We start from the raw sequence: 24,421 nt of genomic DNA on the forward strand, positions 1-24,421 counted from the left end.
TTAGAAAAGTCCTGTAATTACTCCATCGTCTGTAACGTCAATATTATTAGCTGCTGGCTGCTTTGGAAGTCCCGGCATTGTCACTATACTTCCTGTAACAGCCACAACAAAGCCTGCACCGGCAGAGGCATATACTTCTCTTACATTAACAGTAAAGCCTTCTGGTCTACCAAGCTTTGTCTGGTCATCAGAAAGAGAATACTGAGTCTTAGCCATACATACAGGGAAATCGCCCATGCCTAGCTCCTCGATTCTCTTGAGTTCCTTCTCAGCTGCTGGTGAATAAGAAACATCTGCTGCGCCGTAAATTTCTGTAGCAACAGTTTTAATTTTATCCTTTAAGGATAATGAATCTTCATAAAGTGGCTTGAAGTTGCTTTCTTTATTTTCAAGAACATAAAGCACCTTTTTAGCAAGCTCTACGCCGCCTTCTCCACCTTTTTCCCAAACTTCAGAAAGAGCAAATTCGCAGCCTCTCTCCTGACAGAAATTGCGAACAAAATCTGTCTCAGCCTGAGTATCTGTAACAAAAGAATTAAGTGTAACAACAACAGGTACACCGTACTTTTGTAAGTTTTCAATATGCTTCTCAAGGTTTACAATACCCTTCTTTAAAGCATCAAGATTTTCAGTTGTAAGCTCTGCCTTTGGTACTCCACCATTATATTTTAAAGCACGAATAGTAGCTACAAGTACTACGGCATCAGGCTTAAGACCAGCCATTCTACACTTGATATCAAAGAATTTCTCAGCACCAAGATCAGCACCAAATCCAGCTTCTGTAATAGTAATATCAGCTAACTTCATAGAAGCCTTTGTGGCACGAACTGAATTACAACCGTGAGCAATATTAGCAAATGGTCCACCGTGAACAATTGCTGGTGTGTGCTCCAGTGTCTGAATTAAATTTGGCTTAAGTGCATCCTTAAGAAGTGCTGCCATAGCACCGGTTGCATGTAAATCATCGGCTGTTACTGGCTTACCCTCGAAAGAATATGCAACGATAATTCTTCCAAGTCTCTTCTTTAAATCATGCATATCATCTGCTAAGCAGAGAATAGCCATGATTTCTGAAGCTACTGTAATAACAAAATGGTCTTCACGAACCATTCCGTCCATCTTTGAACCTAAGCCTACAACAATATTTCTAAGAGCTCTGTCATTCATGTCAAGACATCTCTTCCACACAATCTGTCGTGGGTCAATTCCCAGAGAATTTCCCTGCTGAATGTGATTATCAAGCATTGCTGCAAGTAAATTATTAGCAGAGGTAATAGCGTGGAAATCTCCAGTGAAATGAAGGTTAAGATCCTCCATTGGTACTACCTGAGCATATCCACCACCGGCAGCGCCACCTTTAATTCCGAAGCAAGGTCCTAAGGATGGCTCTCTAAGGGCAAGGCAGGCTTTCTTTCCAAGAACACCCATAGCCTGACCAAGACCAACTGATGTAGTGGTTTTTCCTTCACCAGCTGGTGTAGGATTGATAGCAGTTACAAGAACGAGCTTTCCATCCTTGTTGCCTTCAATTTTGCTTAACAGTTCATCAGAGAATTTTGCTTTATACTTGCCATAAAGCTCAAGGTCATCCTCCTGAATATTTAAGGATGAAGCAACCTCCTTAATGTGAACCATCTTTGCTTCCTGTGCGATTTGAATGTCTGACTTCATTTGCAAACTCCCTTTACTATGCATTTATTAGTTCTTCAAACTCTGATATTGCCATACGAATCTCTCGAGGCTTTGTTCCCATTTCAGGACCAACTACACCGGCTTCTGCCAGCTGATCCATGATACGGGCTGCTCTATTAAAGCCTATCCTGAAATTTCTTTGCAGATAGCCTATAGAACCCTTTTGATTTTCTATAACAAGACGTCCAGCCTCAGCGAATAATGGATCTCTGGAATTATCTGGCTCACCAGAGATGCTTACTGCACCTGAACTTGTCTCAGAGCTTTGAATTTGAGCTTCAATTTCTGAATTATCTTCTGCAGGGTCATTGTTATTCTTTAAGAAATCAACAACGGCACTGACCTCGTCATCACTAACAAAAGCTCCTTGAATTCTAATTGGTTTAGATAAATTCTGTGGAGCATAAAGCATATCACCATTTCCAAGAAGATCCTCAGCACCATTCATATCAAGAATAACTCGAGAATCATTTCCACTTGAAACAGAAAAAGCTATACGTGAAGGAACATTGGCTTTAATTAAGCCTGTAATAACGTTAACTGTAGGCTTTTGAGTCGCGATAATAAGATGAATACCTGCAGCACGTGCAAGCTGTGCCAATCGGACAATGGAGTCCTCAACATCGGCAGCTGCTACCATCATAAGGTCTGCAACCTCATCCAGGATAATAACAAGCTGTGACATACGTACACGCTTCTCTTCTGGAACTTCTTCTGGCAATGCATTGCTCGCAACTTTTTCATTAAAACCTTCTATATTACGAACCCCGGCCATAGCCAAAAGCTCATAACGGTCTGTCATTTCCTTAACAGCCCAATGCAGCGCACCGGCTGCCTTTTTAGCATCTGTGATTACTGGTAGTAACAAATGAGGAATACCGTTATATACAGAAAGTTCTACCATTTTAGGATCAACCATTATCATTTTAACCTCATCAGGGTTAGCGTGATAAAGGATACTCATAATAATTGTGTTAATACAAACAGATTTTCCTGAACCAGTAGCGCCGGCAATGAGAAGATGTGGCATCTTTTCAATATTTCCAACTATAACACTACCAGAAATATCCTTTCCAACACAGAAAGAAATCTTTGATTTTGCTGATTTAAACTCCTTAGAGGATACCAGTTCCTTAAATCCAACCATAGATTTAACTTTATTAGGAACCTCAATTCCGATGGCAGACTTACCTGGAATAGGAGCTTCAATTCTAACATCTGTAACAGCAAGACTAAGCTTAATATCGTCGGCAAGATTTACTACCTTTGATACTCTTGTACCAACTGCTATTTCAAGCTCATATCTCGTAACAGATGGCCCGAGTGTAACCTCAGTAACCTTTGCCTGAACGCCAAAACTACTAAGGGCTGTTTCAAGCTTGTTAGCCATCTCTGTAAGATATTCTTTTGAATCACCACCGTTTTTCTTTGCGTCCTTAAGCAAGGTAAGAGGTGGATATTTATATGGCTTTTTAGGCTTCTTTTTATCTGCATCTATAGACGCTTTTAGGCTTTCTGAAGAGTTTTCAATCTCATCAGCACTAGCTACAGACGCCTTGCCGTGACGAACCGGAGCTGCCTCCTGTTCCTGTCTTATGCTAGCAGCCTCTTGTTCTGCTTCCATAAGAGCTGCCCCCTTAAAGGAAATAGTGCTTTTCTTTGGAATAACAGGTTCCGGCTCACTTATAACAGGCTGAGCAACAGCAATTTCCTCTGCGGATTGCTCAATTTCTTTGAAAGCGTGAGCACTTTTTGAGCGCTTATCTCCTGCTCTTAGACGATGTCTGCTGGTTTTGGTGATTTCCATTTCTTCCTCACCATCAGCCATATTAAAGCGAATTTCGTTTATACCATCTGCACTTGAAGCTGATTCAGTAAAATCAGGCATAATTGTAGTGTCAGAGGTAACACCGGAAAATCTTCTATCTCTACGATTTCCATCGTTTTGTTTTCTTTGTTGTAGCTCTAATTCTTTATCTTTTTCGATTTTATCTCTAATAGCCTGTCTATCAGAATTAAAGCGTGTCTGATTAGCTTCTCTTTCCATCAACTGACGTTCTCTGCGAATACGACGTTTTTCTGCAGCTCTGTCAGCATGATATCTTGATGATTGCTGAACTCTGTCGAAAGCAAATCTTTCAATGATGATTATTGTACAAACAATCATAGCAATGAGAACTATAAGGTAAGCCCCAAATAGTCCAAAGCTATCGTTAATTCCAAATACAATACCGCCTCCTACAAGTCCTCCGCCAAGGTGCTTTTCTTTCGCAAAAGAAAAAGCATCTAAAGGCAATAAAATATTTTGACCATTAATAATTAATTCTACAAATGCGCTTATAAACATTAGCAGAACAAAACCGGCAATAACTTTGGCAATTGCAACCTTATTACCATAATTTGAAATTATAAAAAATGCAGAAAAAGCTACCATGAATGGAAGGACATACTGAATAATGCCGAAAACACCAAATAGAAAATCAGCAACAGCATTACCAGCAACACCACCCAGTCCAAAATTACTAATGCAAAGTAAAATACAAAGAGCTATAGAAGACCATAAAATAATCTCCTTAGAAGAATCCTCGAAAAAAGGATCTTCAAAATCTAACTCGTCATTTACTCGCTTAGATGACTTTTTTCTGGTGGAAGCTCTTTTAGATGAGCCACCAGTCCTTGACCTGGTATTAGATTTTTTTCTAGAATTATTCTTCCCTTTTGTTGCCAAATTAAAACCTCATCCAATTATTCTTCGATTCATCAAAAAGAGAATAGCTAAACTATTCTCTTTTTGCATTTTTTATTTATCAACCAATCAAATAGTTGTAAATATTTTCATATTTTTCCTTTTGTACAGACCAAGAATAATTTTTACTCATACCGCGCTCAATCATTTTATTCCATTGAGCTTTTTTCTCGAAGAATACAAATTTACTATAGTTGACAGTGTTAATAAGCTCATCGCCATTGTAGTTGGCAAATGAGAAACCATCTCCTGTCTTCATGTATTCGTTGTATGCCTCGACTGTATCCTTTAAGCCACCTGTCTCACGAACGATTGGTACTGTTCCATATCTGAAGGAAATAAGCTGTGTCAGCCCGCAAGGCTCAAATCTTGATGGCATAAGGAATGAATCAGCTGCAGCGTATAATCTGTGAGCCATAGCATCATCATAGCTTATATTGGCAGAAATCTTTTCTGGATACTTCCATGCATAATGTCTAAACATATTCTCATACTTAGACTCTCCAGTTCCGATAACTACAAGCTGAGTAAAATCATCTACAATTCCTTCAATACAGTAATTGATAAGGTCTAAACCTTTTTGGTCCGTAAGTCTTGAAATAAGACCAATCATGTATTTCTTTGGGTCAACATCAAGCCCAAGTTCCTGCTGAAGCTTTGTTTTGTTGATTTTTTTATTCTTACGGAATGTAGAAATATCGTAATTCTTATAAATCTTAGAATCAGTGGCTGGATTGTATATACCGTTATCAATACCATTAACAATACCCTGCATATCATAATGACGGGCTCTTAAAAGGCCGTCAAGTCCTTCTCCATAGTATGGAGTCTGGATTTCATCACAATAATTAGATGACACAGTGGTAATGTAATCAGCATATACCAAACCACCCTTTAACATATTTCCGCACTTTTTGTATTCAAGCTTATCTGGTGTAAATAAATCCACTGGAAGTCCTGAAATACCGGATACTGTCTTTGTATCCCACATGCCCTGAAATTTAAGATTATGAATTGTCATAACAGATTTCATTCCCCAGAAGAATTGATCTCCCTGAAAATCTGTCTTTAAATATACTGGAATAAATCCAGTCTGCCAGTCGTGGCAGTGAATAAGATTTGGCTGAAATCCAATAAGTGGAAGCATTGAAAGAACAGCCTTATCAAAGAAAATAAACTTTTCAAGGTCCCATCTATCCTCTGAATAAGGATAGAAACAATCAAAATAATCATGATTGTCTATAAAGTAAAAAGTAACACCATCTAATTCATACTCAAAAACACCAACGTATTTTGTGCCTACAAGAGGTCCCATATTCATCTGAAAACTTGTTAGATATCGGAAATCTTTTTTATATTTTTCAGGAATAAATGTATAGTATGGCAAAACCACCCTGACATCAAAATAATCCTTACAAAATTCCTTTGGCAATGCACCACAAACGTCAGCCAAACCTCCGGTCTTTACAAATGGTACGCATTCACTTGACGCAAACAAAATTTTGTTCATTAGTTTTTAACCCCGCAAAAATTTTATAGTAAAACTACATTACTCATCCCAGTTATGGTAAACGTTCTGTACGTCATCATCTTCATCAAGAAGATCAAGAATCTTATTAATCTTATATAAATCCTGCTCGTCTGTAAGCTCAACATATGTCTGAGGAATCATTGTAACCTCAGCATCTGCCATAGGAATTTTTTCAGCCTCAAGAGCTTCTCTTACCTTTGAGAAATCCTCAGGAGTAGTGTAGATTTCGAAGCAATCATCTTCTTCAGCAAAGTCTTCTGCACCAGCATCGAGAGCAATCATCATTAAATCATCTGCTTCCATAGAACACTCTTCCTTAGAAACGATGATCTGTCCTCTGTTATCAAACATGAAAGATACACAACCTGGTGTTCCAATGCTGCCACCACCCTTTGTGAAAGCATTTCTTACATTAGCAGCTGTACGGTTACGGTTGTCTGTAAGGCAATCTACGATGATAGCTGTTCCGTTAGGACCATATCCTTCATAGGTTACTGACTCATAGTTTACAGCGTCTGCATTACCAGCGGCCTTCTTAATACCACTTTCAATAGTAGCATTAGGTACGTTATTAGCCTTAGCTTTTGCGATTACATCACGAAGCTTAGAGTTATTGTTAGGATCTGGACCACCTTCCTTAACGGCTACAGCAATCTCTCGTCCGATAATTGTAAAAATTTTACCCTTTGCAGCATCATTCTTCTCTTTTTTGTGCTTAATATTTGCAAATTTTGAATGTCCTGACATATATTTATATACCTCTTTTCTAATTTTAAAATCTCAAAAAATTATATCAAATAACAATGCGTTATTCAACGTGGCTTTTCCTACGAACATACACTTGTCCGATAACCTTTTCTGAGACATTTTTTACATAATATGTAAAATTATCATCTTCTAATTTGAAGCTGGAGCCATCTTCTGGAATCTTTCCAAGAAGTGAAATAAGATATCCATTAAGCGTCTCGTAATCCTCTGATAAAATCATTCCAAGGATTTCTTCAACTTCTTCCAGAGTGGTACTACCATCCATCATGAATGAATCCTGAGTACGGACTTCTATGGACGCCTCTTCCTCGTCATGCTCATCCTCAATATTTCCAACGATTTCTTCCAAAATATCTTCTAAAGATAATATTCCTGAAACCTGACCATATTCATCTATTACTATAACCATGTGACGTTTTTTCGTCTGCATTTTTGCAAACAAAGTATTTATGCCATGGGTTTCTGGAACAAATTCTGCCACAGACATTAAATCCTGAAGATCTTTTATTTTAACATTGTCTATATCCTTATCAAAGTAAGTGAGGATATCCTTGATATGTAAAATCCCAATAATGTTATCTAAATCCTCCAGATATACCGGATAACGACTCATATTATTATTATTAATAAACTCTATAGCTTCTCTAAGAGTAAGCTCACCATCGATAGCCACAATATTTTTTCTATGAGTCATGATATCTTTTACATCAGTATCAGAAAACTCGAAAATATTTTGAATCATTTCCGCTTCAGAAGCTAAAATATTGCCATCTTCATGGCCTTCATTCACAAGCGAGATAACATCTTCTTCTGTGACATTTTCCTGCTTTGATTTGCGATACAAAATAATAATGGCTATAAGCTCTGCTATAACTATAATTAATAAAATTACAAGAAAAATATAGGGATTCGACCCGTCCTCCATTAGATTCTCCTTTCGAAAACAATGAATTCTAACATCTTATATTTTACCATAATGACAAAGAAAAGACTAAACTTTATGAAGCTTAGTCTTTAAAATTCATAGATTATTCAGATTCATCTGAAGTTGCATCTTCAGAGTTATTAGATTCTTTTGTTTCCTTTGACACAGCCTCCAAATCCACATCTTCTAAATCAACGTTAGATAAATCAGCTACTTCAGCATCTGTCGATTTTTTGGGTGCAGCATCATCGATTTTATCATCGGCTATACCAATATAAAAGTCGCCATTTTGCATATCAAAGAGATTTAAAACTTCCATTCCAAATACATCATGCATATATGAATATATTTCTTTATTATTTATCTCTCGATTATGCTTTCTAATAACATTTTTTTTGAGCTGAACACGGATATCTTTTATCCAATTTGTGATTTCTTCAGCCTCTGAAGAATTAGTCCTAAGCTTATCATAACAAAAATCCATGGTTGCCATCATAAGCTCTCTGTTTACCTCATCAGTTTGGGCAGGTAAATCCTTCTGTTCGTCTTCGGCAGCAGCAATCCTCTCGTTACATTCTTCAAGAAGTCTTTTATCATCGTCAAGTTTCTTTGAAACCAAGTCAGAGGTGCCCTCCATATTTTCCATAACGGAAGCCATAAGACTTTCTTTTACTTTTTTTAAATCCTTTAATTCCTTTTTGAGCTCAGCATCTCTTTTGAGGAGCTCATTTTCTTTTGTTTCTAAATCTTTAACGGTATCAGGCTTGCCTCCTAAGGCAAAAAGCCTGTGCCATTTTTGATCTAAAATAAGCATTGGAACCTTGATTTTAGCAATTGCACTTTGAAAATCATGTTCTGCCATAAAATCACCTACTTATTTTGCTTGGTAATATTATATGATAACTGCATTAAGCTGTCAGAAAGATGAACATTTTCAATAACAACATCTGGAATATCATCCAAATCAACATGAGCAAAGTTCCAAATAGCGTGAACGCCAAGTGAAACCAGCTTTAAAGCTGTTGATTTTGCATTTGCCTTTGGAAGTGTGAGGGCTGCAATTTCAACATCATTATTCTTAATAAATTCTGGTAATTCATCAAGCATCTGGATAGGTAAATCCCTAACCATTTTACCTTTTAAATCAGGGTTTGTATCAAATAAACCGATAATCTTGAAACCAACTCGTTCAAATTTAACATATCCTGCAATAGCCTGGCCAAGATTACCAGCACCAATAACTATAACGTTATGAGTCTCATTAACACCAAGGATATTTCCAATTTCGTCATGAAGATAAGCTACATTGTAACCATAGCCCTGCTGGCCAAAGCCGCCGAAATTGTTAAGATCCTGTCTTATTTGAGATGCCGTAACGTGCATACGCTTGCTTAAATCATTTGAAGAAATGCGTTCAACACCATCATCTAGAAGCTCTCCTAAGTATCTATAGTATCTAGGAAGTCTCCTGATTACTGCCTGCGAAATCTGTTTGTCCAAAATAAACGCCTCCTAATAAAAGATTAATTTTATTATAGGGTTCGCAAAAAAGTTTGTCAACAAATTAACAATTTATACGCTATATACTACTGATTTCCTCCCACTGTTGGTATAGGTTATCAAGTTTAGCATTTATTTCGTTCTGTTTAGCAGTCAATTCATTTAATTTAGCTGAATTGGTCATATTCTCAGGCTTGATAAATTCCTCGTCTATAGAGGCTTTCTCAGCTTCAAGCTGTTCTATTTCTTCTTCAATCTTTGAAATACGATTCTGAAGCTTTCTTTTCTCTGCTTCGATACGCTTCTGTTCCTTGAAGTCCAGCTTTGCAGCTGTTTCTTCCTGATTTGTTCCAGAGCCCTGAGACACGCTTGATGTAGATGAATTGCCATATAACTGCTCTTTCTTGGCAATGTATTCATCATAGTTACCAAGATATTTTGTCAGTCCACCATTTGAAAGCTCCAAAATGGTATTGGCGGTTTTATTTACAAAATATCTATCGTGACTTACATATAAAAGAGTACCATCATATTCATTAAGCGCCTCTTCAAGCATCTGTTTTGAATCCATATCCAAGTGGTTGGTAGGCTCATCGAGAATCAGAAGGTTTGATTTTGAAAGCATAAGCTTTGCAAGAGATACTCTTCCTCGTTCACCACCTGATAAATCACTGATACGCTTGAAAACATCATCCTCAGTAAACATAAAGGCTGCTAAAGTGTTTCTAACCTTTGTTTCTGTAAGGAAAGGATAAGCATCGTGAAGCTCACTGAAAATTGTATTAGATTCAGTAAGTCCCTGCTGCTCCTGATCGTAGTAGCCTACAGTTACATTTGCACCAAAACGAATCTCACCGGATTCGAAATCAGTAAGACCATTTATACATTTTAAAATTGTAGTTTTGCCTGTACCGTTATCACCTAAGATAGCGATTCTATCGCCCTTATGGACGTCAAAAGATAAATCTGTAAAGATGTTTTTATCGTCATAAGATTTGGTTACATGGGAAAAATCAAGAACATCCTTACCGCTTTCTTTTTCAATCTCAAGAGTAAGACGCATTTTTGGTAAATCCTTATCAGGTGCATCCATTACATCCATTTTATCAAGAAGCTTTTTACGGCTTTCAGCTCTTTTGATAGATTTTTCTCTATTGTATGACTGAAGCTTTTCAATTACTGCCTTCTGATGTTCTATTTCCTTCTGCTGCTTTTCATAAGCATTTTCGTAGGAAATCTGAGCAAGCTCTTTCTGAGCAACAAAGGATGAGTAATTACCAGTATATACACTGGTTCTGCCGTAAGATAAATCAACTACATGGTCAGCGATTTTATCAAGGAAATATCTATCGTGGGCAACAATTACAACAGCACCTTTATAGGAAGCCAGATATCCTTCCAACCACATTATAGAATTTAAATCCAGGTGGTTTATAGGCTCATCAAGAAGAAGTAAATCTGGTGAAGATGCCAGCAATCGACCAAGACTTACTCTTGTTTTCTGACCGCCCGAGAGCTCATTCATACTTTTCGAAAGATCGTCACCCTCAAAGCCTAAACCTTTAAGAATACCTACAGCTTCAGAACGGAAGGTGTATCCTCCCTTTAAATCAAACTGATGCTGAAGCTTATGATAATCCTCCATAAATGCTTCCATCTCTTCATGAGAAAGCTGACTCATTTGCTGTTCCATTTCTGTCAGGCGCTTTTCCATTGAAAGAAGGTCTTCTCTGGCACCAAGAACAGTGTCTAATATATTGCTTCCGAAGGAATCCTCTTGATACTGAGCCAAGTAGCCCATTGTGGCATCTTTTTTTAAAGTAACTTCTCCGTCATCTGCTGGAAGTTCTCCGATTATAATTTTAAGGAGTGTTGATTTGCCGGTACCATTGTTTCCGACAATAGCAACCTTTGAACCTTCGTCTACTGTAAATGTAGCATCTTTAATTATTGAATCCTCGCCAAAGGATTTATAAATATGTGAAACATTAAGTAACATGATTTTTTCCTTAAAAAATGCGCCCGACAAAGAGCCAGGCGCATTAAAATAGCTAGCTAATTAGTTTTACTGTACGTCCTTGATAGAGAAGCTAATACGTCCCATCTTGTCCTTGCCAAGGCAAACAACCTTAACAGTATCGCCAAGTGTAAGAACATCTTCTACTCTATCAATTCTCTCCTTAGCAATCTTAGAAATGTGAACCATTCCTTCCTTGCCTGGAGCAAACTCGATGAATGCACCGAATTCTTTAATGCTGACAACCTTACCTGTAAGAATCTGATCCTTCTCGAAATCTGTAGTAATGATTTCAATCATCTTCTTAGCCTCATCCATCTTAGCAGCATCTGTACCGCAGATAGAAACGTTGCCTTCATCTGTAATATCAATCTTAACATCACATCTTGCAATGATTTCGTTGATTGTCTTTCCACGCTGTCCAACAACATCACCAATCTTCTCTGGATCGATAGAAAGCTGAATAATCTTTGGAGCGTACTCGCCAACCTGTGGACGTGGCTCAGCGATTGCCTTGCTCATGCAGTTGTCCATGATGAAGAATCTAGCTTCACGACAACGAGCGATAGCGCCCTCAACGATTGGACGTGTAAGACCGTGAATCTTAATATCCATCTGGATAGCTGTGATACCTTCCTTAGTACCAGTAACCTTGAAGTCCATATCTCCGAAGAAGTCCTCAAGACCCTGAATATCTGTAAGAAGTACGAAATCGTCATCTGTATCACCTGTAACAAGACCACAAGAGATACCAGCTACCATAGCCTTAAGTGGAACACCAGCAGCCATAAGTGACATACAAGATGCACATGTAGAAGCCATTGATGTAGAACCGTTTGACTCAAATGTCTCTGAAACGGCACGGATTGCATATGGGAACTCCTCTGGTGTAGGAAGTACAGGGAGAAGTGCTCTCTCTGCAAGTGCACCGTGACCAATCTCACGACGTCCTGGTCCTCTAGAAGGCTTTGTTTCACCTACTGAGTATGCAGGGAAATTGTAGTGGTGCATATATCTCTTCTCTGTAACGAAGGCATCAAGACCATCAATCTTCTGTGCCTCTGAAAGAGGAGCGAGTGTTACTACGTCACAAATCTGTGTCTGACCACGTGTGAACATTGATGAACCGTGAACACGTGGAATAATATCAACCTCAGCTGCAAGTGGACGAATCTGATCAAGCTGACGTCCATCTGGACGCTTATGATCCTTAAGAATCATCTTGCGAACTGTCTTCTTCTCGTACTGATAAATAGCCTCACCAAGAACTGCAAGCCATTCTTCATTCTCTGCAAAAGCTTCCTCAAGACGCTCTGTAATCTGACGAATATTCTCCTCACGAACCTGCTTCTCATCTGTGAATACAGCTTCCTCCATCTCTGTTGGAGGAACGATTTCTTTCATCTTAGCAAAAAGCTCTTCTGGAATAGCACATGATGTGTACTCGTGCTTTGGCTTACCACATTCCTTAACCATCTCATCGATGAAGTTGATGATTGTCTGGTTAACATCGTGGCACTTGTAGATAGCTTCAATCATCTTATCCTCAGGGATGATGTTAGCACCAGCCTCAATCATGATTACCTTTTCTCTTGTAGAAGCAACTGTAAGCTTAAGGTCGCCCTTATCCCACTGCTCCTGTGAAGGGTTAACGATTAACTCACCATCAACCATACCCATCTGTGTCATAGCACATGGACCATCAAATGGGATATCTGAAATACATGTTGAAATAGCAGCACCAAGCATAGCAACAAGCTCTGGACGGCACTGTGGGTCAACAGCCATAACCATATTGTTAAGTGTAACGTCGTTACGATAATCCTTTGGGAAAAGTGGACGCATAGGTCTGTCGATAACACGAGATGTAAGAACTGCGTTCTCAGATGCCTTACCTTCTCTCTTATTAAATCCACCTGGAATCTTACCTACTGCGTATGTCTTCTCTTCGAACTCTACTGAAAGAGGGAAGAAATCGATGCCATCACGTGGCTTATCAGATGCTGTAGCAGTTGAAAGAACTGTTGTATCACCATACTGAATAAATGCTGCTCCATTAGCCTGAGCTGCAACTCTGCCGATATCTACACGAAGTGTTCTACCAGCTAAATCCATTGTAAATGTCTTCATGGTTTTCTCCTTATAAACTTAAATTATATTAAGCTCTAACCCGAAACTACTGAAAATGAAGCGAACTTCTAGAACCTTGACTTATTATAAGTCTTTCGCTAACAAATTCAGTGGCTTCGGATTGGGCTCGAAAACTAAATCATAGAAAAATGAGCGGAGAATACACTCCGCTCGTATAGATTACTTTCTTAAGCCAAGACGCTCAATAATTGAACGATATCTCTCAATATCTGTGTTCTTAAGGTATGCAAGAAGGTTTCTTCTCTTACCAACCATCTTCATCATACCACGACGTGAATGATGATCACCTGGGTTAGCCTTAAGATGCTCTGTAAGCTCTGAGATACGAGCTGTAAGAACTGCAATCTGAACCTCTGGAGAACCTGTGTCACCAGCTGTTCTAGCGTACTCATTGATAATTGCCTGCTTCTTCTCTTTTGTAATCATTTTAATTACCTCCTAATAAAACTATTAATATGCCGTAACTAAGGAAAGGTCGGAGTGTCCAAAACCTGAGTTACAGTAAATCGTACTTTAGTATAATAGCACAGCCAGTAAAATATGTAAACAAAGAAAAAATCATAAACTAGCTTATATTAAAGCTGTACCATATCCTGAATGGCATATTCTGATATATTGCCTATTTTACCGCTATTTACATATATTGTAGAAAAATCATAATTCACTGCAAAATAAATATTTCCTTTATCATTCTTATCGCCTATAGAAATATAGATTGCGTCTCCAGTAGAATCTTCTATCGAAAATACTTTTGACTCTGTGTTTAAGCCATAATCTTCGCCATTTGCATTTTCAATATAATCGATACTATGAATATCACACAAATAATTTAGAACATTATCAATTCGACTCTGATTTAAACTGATATCAGTATTGTCAGTATAAATCCACTGATCATTAATCTTTTCGAAATAAAGTTCAATACCATTTGAATCAGTCATAGTGAACTTATAAACCTCTTCTTTTGGTATATAGATTATTTGCTCACCCTTATCCTTTTTTTCGCTTTCTTTATCAAGTTTATCTGCTATGGATGGGGTATTGGATATAATTGTTTCGTCGCTGGGATTGAGCAATCCTAAAGGCGGATTTTCACTATTCCATACATGATTCATATAAATAATAGCTATAAAGGCGCCAATCAGTATCAGAACAAGAATCAATAAAACTATCTTTAATTTCTTAGAATTCAAAAATGCCCCCATAACTCCAGCTCCTCCTAAACAAAAAATTGCTTTACAACTATATTGTAAAGCAATTTTAATTGATTATCTATAAATAATATCGTCTCTGCTAGGACCGTTTGAAATCATTGTAATTGGGAAGCCAATCTCCTTCTCAATAAATTCAATGTACTCACGGCAGTTTTCTGGAAGATCTTCGTATTTCTTAACACCACGAATATCGCACTTCCATCCTGGAAGAGTAACAAGAACTGGCTTAGCCTTTTCAAGCTTAGATGTAACAGGGAAATCGGTAGTAACTTCTCCATCGATTTCATATCCAACACAAACTGGAATTTCATCGAGGTATCCAAGAACATCAACTACTGTGAAGGCTACATCTGTTGTACCCTGCATTCTACATCCATATTTTGATGCAACACAATCGAACCAACCCATACGACGAGGACGTCCAGTTGTAGCACCAAACTCACCACCATCGCCTCCGCGACGTCTGAGCTCATCAGCCTCATCTCCAAAGATTTCTGAAACGAAGGCTCCAGCACCTACTGCTGAAGAATAAGCCTTACATACTGTAACCACCTGCTTAAGCTCCTGAGCCGGGATACCAGCACCAATACAACCATAAGGTGCAAGTGTTGATGAAGATGTAACCATAGGATAAATGCCATGATCAGGATCCTTAAGTGTGCCAAGCTGTCCCTCAAGGAGAATTGTTTTGTCTTCCTTAAGTGCATTCCAAAGATATGCAGAAGTATCGCAAACATAAGGTGCAATCATATCTCTGTACTCGTGAAGTGTATTAAGAAGCTCTTCTGGTGTAAGAAGTGGCTTGTGATAAAGATGCTCTAAAAGAATATTCTTCTGCTCGCAAGTACGAACTACCTTTTCCTTTAAAAGCTTCTCATCAAAAAGCTCCTGAACCTGATATCCAATTTTTGCATATTTATCTGAGTAGAATGGAGCGATACCACTCTTTGTTGAACCGAAAGAGGCCTTTCCAAGACGTTCTTCTTCATATTGATCAAAGAGAATATGATATGGCATTACAATCTGAGCTCTGTCTGATACCAAAATCTTTGGTGCAGGTACTCCCTTCTCAACAATGGAGTTGATCTCATTAATAAGGATTGGAATATTAAGAGCTACACCATTTCCAATAATACTTGTGGTGTGACTATAAAATACTCCGGAAGGTAATGTATGAAGAGCAAATTTACCGTAATTATTTACGATAGTATGACCAGCATTAGCTCCTCCCTGAAAACGAACAATGATGTCAGCGTTTGCAGCCATCATGTCAGTAATCTTGCCTTTTCCTTCGTCGCCCCAATTGGCGCCTACAACTGCTTTTACCATAACAATCCTCCTAAAATATTGCCTAAATTATTCTATATCAATCAGCTTCTTTGTAACTGTACAAGCTAAAGCGCCTGGTCCAATATGACATGAAACTGATAATGATAACGGATCTATCCAAATATTTTTAACAGGAAATTCTTCTAATAGTTCTTCACGGAATTTCTCAGCTGCTTCCTGATTCTGAGTATGTGCTACAGAAATAACAACATCATCAAAATTATCTGTATGAAGGACATCTTTCATATCCTTTTTTAAAGCTTCTATCATAGTCTGCTTTGCAGCCTTCATGGTACGTGCCATGCTGTATTTATCAAGCTTTTCTCCATAGATAGATAGAACAGGCTTAATCTTAAGCAAGGAACCAATAGCTGCTACAGCAGGAGTAAGTCTTCCACCCTTCTTCAAGTATTCAAGAGTATCAACTGTAATATAAATTGTAGATGCAGATTTAATTTCCATAAGTGCGTCGCAAATTTCTTGTGCACTCTTACCCATATCCGCAAGCTTCTTAGCTTCTAAAGCTGAAAGCTTCTGTGTAACGGATATACGCTGATTATCTACAACAACAACTCTTCCATCATAATCCTCTGACAACATCTTTGCTGTGGCACAAGATGATGAAAGGCCAGATGACATAGGAATGTAAACAAGCTCATCATATTCTTCAAGAATCTTATCCCAGGAATCCATAAGATTACCTGTGATAGGCATTGAAGTAGTAATTTCTCCGCCTTGGGTAAGCTTCTCATAAAACTCGTCCTGACTAAGGTCGATGTCCTCGTAATATAACTGTCCATCAATATAAAAAGGCATTGGCTCAACGAAGATACCTAATTTTTTAGACTCTTCCTGAGTAATGCCACTATTGCTATCTGTAAGTATTGCTACTTTACTCATAATTCACCTCGAAAATTGTATTGCTTAAAATAAAAGCACCGCTGATTATGATACCATAACCAGCGGTGAAATAAAACATTTTTAAGTGAATTTTAGTACATTCCACCCATTCCACCAGCAGCAGCGGCTGCAGCAGCTGCATCAGCAGCAGGATCCTTAATATCAGCAACAACTGACTCTGTTGTAAGAAGTGTAGATGCAACAGAAGCAGCATTCTGAAGTGCTGTTCTTGTAACCTTTACAGGATCAAGGATACCAGCCTTAACCATGTTTACATACTCTTCCTTGTATGCATCAAAGCCTACAGCGTCCTCAGACTCACGTACCTTGTTAATGATAACTGAGCCCTCAAGACCTGCATTTGCAGCAATGTAGAAAAGTGGAGCCTCAAGTGCCTTAACAATAACGTTAGCACCAGTCTTCTCGTCACCAGAAAGTGTCTCAGCAAGCTCAGCAACCTTCTTCTGAACGTGGATGTATGCAGAACCACCACCTGAGATGATACCTTCCTCAACAGCTGCACGTGTAGCGTTAAGAGCATCTTCCATACGAAGCTTAGCTTCCTTCATCTCTGTCTCTGTAGCAGCACCTACACGGATAACTGCAACACCGCCAGCGAGTTTAGCAAGTCTCTCCTGAAGTTTTTCCTTATCAAACTCTGATGTTGTCTCATCAATCTGACCACGAATTTGTGCTACACGAGCCTCGATTGCATCCTTATCGCCAACACCATCAACGATTGTAGTGTTTTCTTTATTAACCTTTACTGACTTAGCACGACCAAGCTGCTCAAGAGTTGTATCCTTAAGCTCAAGACCAACCTCCTCAGAGATTACCTGACCGCCTGTAAGGATAGCAATATCCTGAAGCATTTCCTTACGTCTATCACCATAGCCTGGAGCCTTAACAGCTACTACATTGAATGTGCCACGAAGCTTGTTAAGGATAAGTGTTGTAAGTGCCTCTCCCTCAATATCCTCTGCGATGATAAGAAGTCTTGCACCTGACTGTACAATCTGCTCAAGTACTGGAAGAAGCTCCTGGATATTAGAAATTTTCTTGTCTGTGATAAGGATGTATGGATCATCAAGATTTGCTTCCATCTTATCCATATCTGTACACATGTAAGCTGAAATATAACCTCTATCGAACTGCATACCTTCTACAAGGTCGAGCTCTGTCTGCATTGTCTTTGATTCCTCGATTGTGATAACACCATCGTTAGAAACCTTTTCCATAGCGTCAGCAACCATCTGACCTACTTCATCATCACCAGCAGAAATAGCAGCTACTCTTGCAATCTGCTCCTTGCCATCAACAGCCTTTGACATAGCTGAGATAGCCTCTGTAGCACACTCTACAGCCTTCTTCATTCCCTTTCTAAGAACGATTGGGTTTGCTCCTGCAGCAAGGTTCTTCATACCTTCCTTAACCATTGCCTGAGCAAGAACTGTAGCTGTTGTTGTACCGTCACCTGCTACATCATTAGTCTTTGTAGCAACTTCTTTTACAAGCTGAGCACCCATATTCTCAAATGGATCATCAAGCTCAACATCCTTAGCGATAGTAACACCATCGTTTGTAATAAGTGGAGCACCGTATGGCTTTGCAAGAACAACATTACGCCCCTTTGGTCCAATAGTAACTCTAACTGTATTTGCTAATTTATCAACACCTGCCTCTAAAGCCTGTCTAGCTTCAGCACCGTACTTAATTTCCTTTGCCATTATAATTTACCTCTTTTCTGTATTTTGAATTTAGATTATTCAACAACTGCAAGAATATCATTCTGACGAACGATAATGTATTCTTCGCCTTCAAGCTTAACCTCAGTACCTGCGTACTTAGAGTAGATAACCTTCTGGCCTTCCTTTACCTGCATAGTAACATCCTTACCATCTACAACCCCACCTGGACCAACAGCGATTACAAGTGCCTCCTGTGGCTTCTCCTGTGCTGCTGATGCAAGAATAATTCCTGATTTTGTAGTCTCTTCTGCCTCGCACTGCTTTAATACAACGCGGTCTGTTAATGGAACCAATTTCATTTTATATTACCTCCTAAATAATAATCTCTGCCATTCTGTTAGCACTCATTGTATACGAGTGCTAACTACAAAAAGTATAATAGGATTCTATTGAAAAACTTTCAACTAAATCGGAAGGAAGAATTTCAATAGAATCCTATTAAAAACTCTTTATTTCTCTTTTTTTCTCGTTTTTTCTTACTTTTGCATTTTTGGAAGCTTGGAAAGTACCGTATTTTTAAGGGTATCTCCGCCTACTGCCATCAAATGTTTCAGAACGTCTATGACTATTGCCTGGTTTTCTGGATCCAATTCCTGGATTTCCTTAGTAACTATTGCAATAGATTTTACTTTATTGCCTGTAATATGGGACATTTTCGTAGCTCCAGAATTAGATAAAAGCTCAAAGAATACGTCACCAAACGCTTCTCTGGTTTCGTAGTCAAACTTCTTAGTCCATTCTTTCATTATTTCATCAATCATAACTGATGAATTTGCTACAGAATCTACCTTTGTAAATCTATTACGAACCACCTGCCAACTAAATAAATCATGTTGGCTTAACCCTTTTGTATTAGAGGATACAACAGAAATCTTTGCTTTAGTGTACATCATCATTCCGATAATAGATTCATTTGGAATATATTTGTGTACTCTTTTAATTACGGACTTGTATTCTGGTGTTTTAAGAATTTCAGGAATAAAGCCAGGGCCATCGTTATTATAAATTTCTATAATATTATCCTTTATGTGAGGTTTACAAAATGCTGAACCATATAAGGCAAAGCTTCCACCCTTTGAATGACCTCCTATACGAAGCTGCTTCATTGTTCGGGCAAAATTTTTATTTAAGTATTCTACAGCCTTTAACTGACCACCTGTCCCTGGCGAAAAGGACATATTGAAATCCTCTTTCCATCCAATAAGACTGTCATCGGTACCACGGAATGCAACATAGATAGTGCCATCTGGCAGGTAAAAGGTGCATACAGCAAACTGACTTTGCTCTTCAGCATCAAGCTCGTTAACAAAACCAGAAAGCTTCATACCGCCAAATCTCTTAGAATGAGCCATTTCTCTTATAAGAAAAGGCGCGCGTTTTGTAAGGGAAGTCCTTGCCAGTAGCTCATTTTCAGAATGTTTTTCAAAAAATAAGTCACAGGCGTCTTCTATTGAAATCTTTTCCTTTAAGCCTGGTCCTGGGACTATACCATCGAAGGCTGTATATACAAGCTCGCATAAGACAGCATTGTCGACCTCGTTAAATGGGTCAATATCAAATGGTACGTCGCCTCGCCAAATCAGATAATCTTCAATGTTAGCCATAGTTATAAATTATTCCTCAAATAATGAGTCTGAGTTTGTGTCAGTGTAAATATCGTCAAAGTAATCTTCCTGAGGCTCCTCTTCAAAAATCGAATCATCAAGCGATGACTTACTTGGAGCATCCTCTAGATTACGATTGTAATTGCGATTAGCATCCTTTTTATGATCATGTAATCCAATTGCCATAAGAAGCAATGAGAATAAAGATAAAGCACCAACGGCAATCAAATATGAGCAAGTAATTACATTTCTTTCAAAAAACTTCTGTGGAACAAAAAGGAAATAGATACTAGCTGCTATACTTGCTATTCCGAAAATAAGGCTTATGAACCAAACCCCTCTTTGAATATGGAATAAAGCAAAAGATTGTTGAAGCATTACTGCTCCTAGAATCACGCCTATTAAGCAAACCAATGCTTCAATAAAAGTTGAAATAGTATTGGCCTGGAAAATAAAAACAGCGCCAATAATAACTAAAATAACTCCCATGGTAAATCCATAGTTGGAAATTTTTATAAATTCATGATTAAAGAAGAATTTAATCATGTACCATGCTCCAAAACAAATAAAAAGTATGCCTACTGCTAAAACGGAAAATGAATAAACCATTTTGGAAATAAACTCAGCATCCAAAACCAAAAGGCATATTCCTAATGCAAGATAAATAAGAGATGCAACAATGTGCGCAACCAATGCCACCTTTGAATCATTAATTTCTTCACTGTTCTTAGTCATTATTACCCTCCTCTAGTTAGCTAAATAATATTGCAATAAGATTGATTAGGCCATGAGCTAAAAAACACATCCAAAGTCTTTTGTTTTTAACATACATGGCTCCAAGTGCTATACCAACAATCACTGCATATATGAATTGTACTATATTATTATGTATAATTCCAAAACAAATTGTAGATAAAACAACAGCTTGTATAGGCCCGTACCATAACCACAACTGTCCTGCTATAATTCCACGCATTAATAGTTCCTCTAAAATAGGAATTACAAGAGCATTACAAATAAGCTTTAGCCACAATCCACCATCTGAAAGTGTACTACTTGCCTTTGAAAAATTTGTGGAGCGCTGTATAAGTCCGCTATGTGTAAGAACAATATTTGATAAAACACCAACAGCAATTACAAAAATCACCCATATTAAGCTTTTAATTATTTCGTTTTTATCTAGTTTTGTAGGTATTATCTTAGGGGAGCCCTTATATATTATCCACATTGGTACCAAACAAAATAATGCTGCAATAAGCAGGCACATAAGCCTGCCTATATTTGCAGCATATAAATCCATCAATAAAGAACTACCAAGCTGATAGACAATAAAATATACCAACAATGGATAAATTATTTGAATTACTCGATTAGTCTTAATTTGATTCAATGTAATCTAACACCTCACTTGGAAAATCAAAGACCTCTAAAGCGCCATGCTCCAGCATTTCTTCAGTAGAACCAAATCCCCAGGAAACTCCAATGCAATCAATGCCAGCAGCCTTTGCTCCATCTACGTCAAATTTGGTATCTCCAATAAGTATAGTCTCTTCCTTTTGATGCCAAGGGGATCTGCTGAAACAAAGATTAATAACCTGCTCTTTTGTATTAATCTTTGCATCCATTGTGGAACCGCAAATATCAGTGAAATATTTATCTATTCCTAAATATTCAAGGATCTTTCGTGCAGTAGGTTCAGGCTTAGAGGTACATACCAATAGACAGTAGCCTCTTTTTACAAGTGCATCAAGCAGACCCTCCACACCTTCAAAGGCCTCAACATTTAAACATCCATTTTCAGCATCATAGTAATGTCTGTATGTAGCCACAGCCTCTTTAAAATCCTCATCTCTAACACCTAGATAATTAGGAAACGAATATGTAAAAGGAGGTCCTACGCATTTACGAAGTGTTGCATAATCTGGGATATCATATCCATACTTAGTAAGTGTAATTTTAAGACCTTCTATGATACTTGGAGCAGAATCGATTAATGTACCATCCAAGTCAAAATAAATGTTTTTTATCACTTCTTAACTCCTTTAGTATCACGGCTTCCTATATGAAGTCGGTTGAGGGCAACAGCTTTATCTTTTACTTTTACTTCTAGTGAATCACCTTCTGAAAGCACGTAGATATTTGTAAGCTCATCACCCTTTGCAAGCTTAATTCCTCTAACTCCCGCAGCAGTCTTTTTCTTCTCTGGAATTGTATCTCCCTCAATTCTTAAGAACATATCTTTTGCCGACTGCATAACAACTGTATCACCAGGATTAATAATTTTAACGCAGATTACTTCATCCTTGTCATTTAATTTTGTGGCAGCAATTGTTTTTCTGGAAACATCAAATTCGCTACCATCAACAAGCTTAATCATTGCCTGCTTTGTACCAAAGATAAGCTTATTCTTAATAATATTTTCCATTGAATCAGCGAATATAAGATTCTCTTTGGTAAGGTCAATCTTTGAGCCCTTTTCAGCGGTATCAATAGGCTGACCCTTATCTCTAAATTTACCGAATGGGAGACTTAAAACTTTTATTGCATGCATGTCTCCCTTTTCTGTAAACAGACAAATCTTATCTATGTTTTTACAGAATACAATCTTCTTTGACTCGATTTCTGCAGCCTCTTTATTTCTTTCAAAGGTAGGCATATCTACCACACGGGCATATGCGAATCTGTCGATAAGAACAGCCACATCGATAACCTCAATAGGCTTCTCTTCTACAACAGCTTCCTCTACATTATCGATAACTGTACGACGATCTTTTGCATATTCTTTTCTGATTGCCTGAAGATCTTTGATGATTACCTTTGCCATCTCAGCACGAGAACCAAGAATCTTTGTGTATCTGGCAATCTTATCCATTGTCTCAGCATAATCGCCACGTAAAGCTTCGATTTCCAAGCCAATTAAGCGATGAAGTCTCATATCAAGAATTGCCTGAGCTTGCTTCTCTGTGAAATGAAGCTGCTCTGCATCTGCTTTAGACTTCTGTGACTTAAACTTGATTCCAGCAGTAATTCCATCTACGAGACAGGCCTTTGCCTGCTTAACATCCTTTGAGCCACGAAGAATCTCGATAATCAAATCGATTACATCGCATGCCTTTATAAGACCTTCCTGAATCTCTTTTTTCTCCTGCTCTTTTCCGAGGAGATGTGTGTACTTTCTAGTACAAAGCTCATACTGGAAATCAACGTGATGCTTGATAATTGGAACAATTCCAAGAGTCTCAGGCTTACCATCAGCAACCGCAAGCATATTTACACCAAAGGTATCCTCAAGACGAGTCTTCTTATAAAGAAGATTGAGTACATTCTGGGCATCAGCACCTTTTCTGAGCTCGATAACGATTCTCATCTGCTCGCCCTTAGACTGGTTTGAAATATCTGCAATATCATTAGTCTTTTTTGTCTCTACAAGACTACAGATATCATTTAAGAACTTACCGATATTAGCGCCAATCATAGGATAAGGGATTTCAGTGATAACAATTTGCTCTTTACCACCCTTAATCTTTTCGATTTCGGCTTTTCCACGAATTTTAATTTTACCTACACCGGTAGAATAGATTTCCAGCAAATCATCTTTATTTGTAACGATACCACCTGTTGGAAAATCTGGACCTGGAATAATCTCCATCATTTCAGCAGTGCTAATATCTGGATTCTTCATGTAAGCAATTACACCATCAACAACCTCACCAAGATTGTGTTGAGGGATAGATGTAACCATACCTACAGCGATACCATCTGAACCATTGATAAGAAGATTTGGAACACGTACTGGAAGTACTTCTGGCTCCTTTTCTGTCTCATCGTAGTTAGGAATGAAATCTACAACGTTTTTATCAAGGTCGCCAAGATATACTTCCTGAGCAACCTTTGCCAAACGTGCCTCTGTGTATCGCATGGCAGCGGCTCCATCACCTTCGATTGAACCAAAGTTACCATGACCATCCACAAGAGGAAGGCTCTTTTTGAAGTCCTGGCTCATTACAACCAAAGCTTCGTAAATGGAGCTATCACCATGTGGATGATATTTACCCATTGTATCACCAACGATACGGGCAGATTTTTTGTAGGGTTTATTATAATCAACCTTCAACTCATACATATCGTAAAGTGTACGACGCTGTACAGGCTTGAGACCATCTCTAACATCTGGTACTGCACGAGCAAGTATTACAGACATGGAATAGTCAATGAAGGATTTTTGCATTATCTCTGAATATTCAGTTCTAATAATTTCTTGTGCCATTAATAATATATCCTTTCAAATCAATTACC

At 38.2% G+C, this 24,421-nt stretch carries 20 protein-coding genes; all 20 read right to left on the reverse strand.

Annotated elements, in window-relative coordinates; genetic code table 11:
* Nucleotides 1-1,671 carry a formate--tetrahydrofolate ligase gene (locus BMZ41_RS01050; protein ID WP_090526434.1) on the reverse strand — a complete coding sequence of 557 codons (1,671 nt, stop codon included), beginning with the start codon at nucleotides 1,669-1,671 and terminating at the stop codon, nucleotides 1-3.
* 16 nt (nucleotides 1,672-1,687) lie between these two features.
* Complete coding sequence (locus tag BMZ41_RS01055; protein ID WP_090526436.1) at nucleotides 1,688-4,420, reverse strand: FtsK/SpoIIIE family DNA translocase; 2,733 nt, start codon at nucleotides 4,418-4,420, stop codon at nucleotides 1,688-1,690.
* A gap of 79 nt (nucleotides 4,421-4,499) precedes the next feature.
* A complete protein-coding gene (locus BMZ41_RS01060; protein ID WP_090526438.1) occupies nucleotides 4,500-5,948 on the reverse strand; it encodes a glycogen synthase in 1,449 nt (482 codons plus the stop codon).
* A 39-nt stretch (nucleotides 5,949-5,987) separates the two neighbouring features.
* Nucleotides 5,988-6,716, reverse strand: coding sequence for a YebC/PmpR family DNA-binding transcriptional regulator (locus tag BMZ41_RS01065; protein WP_090526440.1), 729 nt, complete (start codon nucleotides 6,714-6,716; stop codon nucleotides 5,988-5,990).
* Between the two features lie 61 nt (nucleotides 6,717-6,777).
* Nucleotides 6,778-7,662 carry a hemolysin family protein gene (locus BMZ41_RS01070; protein WP_090526442.1) on the reverse strand — a complete coding sequence of 295 codons (885 nt, stop codon included), beginning with the start codon at nucleotides 7,660-7,662 and terminating at the stop codon, nucleotides 6,778-6,780.
* Between the two features lie 103 nt (nucleotides 7,663-7,765).
* Complete coding sequence (locus BMZ41_RS01075; protein WP_090166431.1) at nucleotides 7,766-8,524, reverse strand: hypothetical protein; 759 nt, start codon at nucleotides 8,522-8,524, stop codon at nucleotides 7,766-7,768.
* 8 nt (nucleotides 8,525-8,532) lie between these two features.
* Nucleotides 8,533-9,165, reverse strand: coding sequence for a redox-sensing transcriptional repressor Rex (locus BMZ41_RS01080; RefSeq protein ID WP_090166428.1), 633 nt, complete (start codon nucleotides 9,163-9,165; stop codon nucleotides 8,533-8,535).
* Nucleotides 9,166-9,241: 76 nt separating this feature from the next.
* Nucleotides 9,242-11,161: a ribosomal protection-like ABC-F family protein gene (abc-f, locus tag BMZ41_RS01085; protein ID WP_090166425.1), complete on the reverse strand. Its 1,920-nt coding sequence runs from the start codon at nucleotides 11,159-11,161 to the stop codon at nucleotides 9,242-9,244.
* Between the two features lie 66 nt (nucleotides 11,162-11,227).
* Complete coding sequence (locus tag BMZ41_RS01090) at nucleotides 11,228-13,309, reverse strand: polyribonucleotide nucleotidyltransferase (RefSeq protein ID WP_090166423.1); 2,082 nt, start codon at nucleotides 13,307-13,309, stop codon at nucleotides 11,228-11,230.
* A gap of 180 nt (nucleotides 13,310-13,489) precedes the next feature.
* A complete protein-coding gene (gene rpsO, locus BMZ41_RS01095) occupies nucleotides 13,490-13,756 on the reverse strand; it encodes a 30S ribosomal protein S15 (RefSeq protein ID WP_028247035.1) in 267 nt (88 codons plus the stop codon).
* A 149-nt stretch (nucleotides 13,757-13,905) separates the two neighbouring features.
* Entirely contained in the window at nucleotides 13,906-14,535 is a 630-nt protein-coding gene (locus BMZ41_RS01100) for a DUF4340 domain-containing protein (RefSeq protein WP_090526443.1), read from the reverse strand.
* A gap of 63 nt (nucleotides 14,536-14,598) precedes the next feature.
* Complete coding sequence (locus BMZ41_RS01105; RefSeq protein ID WP_090526444.1) at nucleotides 14,599-15,873, reverse strand: adenylosuccinate synthase; 1,275 nt, start codon at nucleotides 15,871-15,873, stop codon at nucleotides 14,599-14,601.
* Between the two features lie 27 nt (nucleotides 15,874-15,900).
* Nucleotides 15,901-16,773 (reverse strand): DegV family protein, encoded by an 873-nt coding sequence (locus BMZ41_RS01110; protein WP_090166417.1) that lies wholly within the window; start codon nucleotides 16,771-16,773, stop codon nucleotides 15,901-15,903.
* A 92-nt stretch (nucleotides 16,774-16,865) separates the two neighbouring features.
* A complete protein-coding gene (groL, locus tag BMZ41_RS01115; RefSeq protein WP_090526446.1) occupies nucleotides 16,866-18,500 on the reverse strand; it encodes a chaperonin GroEL in 1,635 nt (544 codons plus the stop codon).
* 35 nt (nucleotides 18,501-18,535) lie between these two features.
* Nucleotides 18,536-18,820, reverse strand: coding sequence for a co-chaperone GroES (locus BMZ41_RS01120; protein ID WP_090526448.1), 285 nt, complete (start codon nucleotides 18,818-18,820; stop codon nucleotides 18,536-18,538).
* 177 nt (nucleotides 18,821-18,997) lie between these two features.
* Entirely contained in the window at nucleotides 18,998-20,125 is a 1,128-nt protein-coding gene (locus BMZ41_RS01125; protein WP_090166412.1) for a DUF2974 domain-containing protein, read from the reverse strand.
* Nucleotides 20,126-20,134: 9 nt separating this feature from the next.
* On the reverse strand, nucleotides 20,135-20,860 hold the full coding sequence (locus BMZ41_RS01130; protein ID WP_090526450.1) for a DUF308 domain-containing protein: 726 nt from the start codon (nucleotides 20,858-20,860) through the stop codon (nucleotides 20,135-20,137).
* Between the two features lie 16 nt (nucleotides 20,861-20,876).
* Nucleotides 20,877-21,515: a CPBP family intramembrane glutamic endopeptidase gene (locus BMZ41_RS01135; RefSeq protein ID WP_090526452.1), complete on the reverse strand. Its 639-nt coding sequence runs from the start codon at nucleotides 21,513-21,515 to the stop codon at nucleotides 20,877-20,879.
* Entirely contained in the window at nucleotides 21,502-22,155 is a 654-nt protein-coding gene (locus BMZ41_RS01140; RefSeq protein WP_090526454.1) for an HAD hydrolase-like protein, read from the reverse strand. The genes BMZ41_RS01135 and BMZ41_RS01140 overlap by 14 nt, the downstream gene beginning before the upstream one ends.
* On the reverse strand, nucleotides 22,152-24,392 hold the full coding sequence (locus tag BMZ41_RS01145; protein ID WP_090166404.1) for a DNA gyrase/topoisomerase IV subunit A: 2,241 nt from the start codon (nucleotides 24,390-24,392) through the stop codon (nucleotides 22,152-22,154). The genes BMZ41_RS01140 and BMZ41_RS01145 overlap by 4 nt, the downstream gene beginning before the upstream one ends.
* Nucleotides 24,393-24,421 lie beyond the last annotated feature (29 nt).

The organism is Pseudobutyrivibrio sp. UC1225 (genome assembly GCF_900115215.1).
Taxonomy (GTDB): Bacteria; Bacillota; Clostridia; order Lachnospirales; family Lachnospiraceae; genus Pseudobutyrivibrio.

What these genes read in the sequence shown, in the direction of transcription:
- BMZ41_RS01050 (WP_090526434.1), bottom strand. Translation starts at nt 1,671, where the DNA reads ATGAAGTCAGACATTCAAATCGCACAGGAAGCAAAGATGGTTCACATT.
- BMZ41_RS01060 (WP_090526438.1), bottom strand. Translation starts at nt 5,948, where the DNA reads ATGAACAAAATTTTGTTTGCGTCAAGTGAATGCGTACCATTTGTAAAG.
- BMZ41_RS01065 (WP_090526440.1), bottom strand. Translation starts at nt 6,716, where the DNA reads ATGTCAGGACATTCAAAATTTGCAAATATTAAGCACAAAAAAGAGAAG.
- BMZ41_RS01070 (WP_090526442.1), bottom strand. Translation starts at nt 7,662, where the DNA reads ATGGAGGACGGGTCGAATCCCTATATTTTTCTTGTAATTTTATTAATT.
- BMZ41_RS01075 (WP_090166431.1), bottom strand. Translation starts at nt 8,524, where the DNA reads ATGGCAGAACATGATTTTCAAAGTGCAATTGCTAAAATCAAGGTTCCA.
- abc-f (WP_090166425.1), bottom strand. Translation starts at nt 11,161, where the DNA reads ATGTTACTTAATGTTTCACATATTTATAAATCCTTTGGCGAGGATTCA.
- BMZ41_RS01090 (WP_090166423.1), bottom strand. Translation starts at nt 13,309, where the DNA reads ATGAAGACATTTACAATGGATTTAGCTGGTAGAACACTTCGTGTAGAT.
- rpsO (WP_028247035.1), bottom strand. Translation starts at nt 13,756, where the DNA reads ATGATTACAAAAGAGAAGAAGCAGGCAATTATCAATGAGTACGCTAGA.
- BMZ41_RS01100 (WP_090526443.1), bottom strand. Translation starts at nt 14,535, where the DNA reads ATGGGGGCATTTTTGAATTCTAAGAAATTAAAGATAGTTTTATTGATT.
- BMZ41_RS01105 (WP_090526444.1), bottom strand. Translation starts at nt 15,873, where the DNA reads ATGGTAAAAGCAGTTGTAGGCGCCAATTGGGGCGACGAAGGAAAAGGC.
- BMZ41_RS01110 (WP_090166417.1), bottom strand. Translation starts at nt 16,773, where the DNA reads ATGAGTAAAGTAGCAATACTTACAGATAGCAATAGTGGCATTACTCAG.
- groL (WP_090526446.1), bottom strand. Translation starts at nt 18,500, where the DNA reads ATGGCAAAGGAAATTAAGTACGGTGCTGAAGCTAGACAGGCTTTAGAG.
- BMZ41_RS01120 (WP_090526448.1), bottom strand. Translation starts at nt 18,820, where the DNA reads ATGAAATTGGTTCCATTAACAGACCGCGTTGTATTAAAGCAGTGCGAG.
- BMZ41_RS01125 (WP_090166412.1), bottom strand. Translation starts at nt 20,125, where the DNA reads ATGGCTAACATTGAAGATTATCTGATTTGGCGAGGCGACGTACCATTT.
- BMZ41_RS01130 (WP_090526450.1), bottom strand. Translation starts at nt 20,860, where the DNA reads ATGACTAAGAACAGTGAAGAAATTAATGATTCAAAGGTGGCATTGGTT.
- BMZ41_RS01145 (WP_090166404.1), bottom strand. Translation starts at nt 24,392, where the DNA reads ATGGCACAAGAAATTATTAGAACTGAATATTCAGAGATAATGCAAAAA.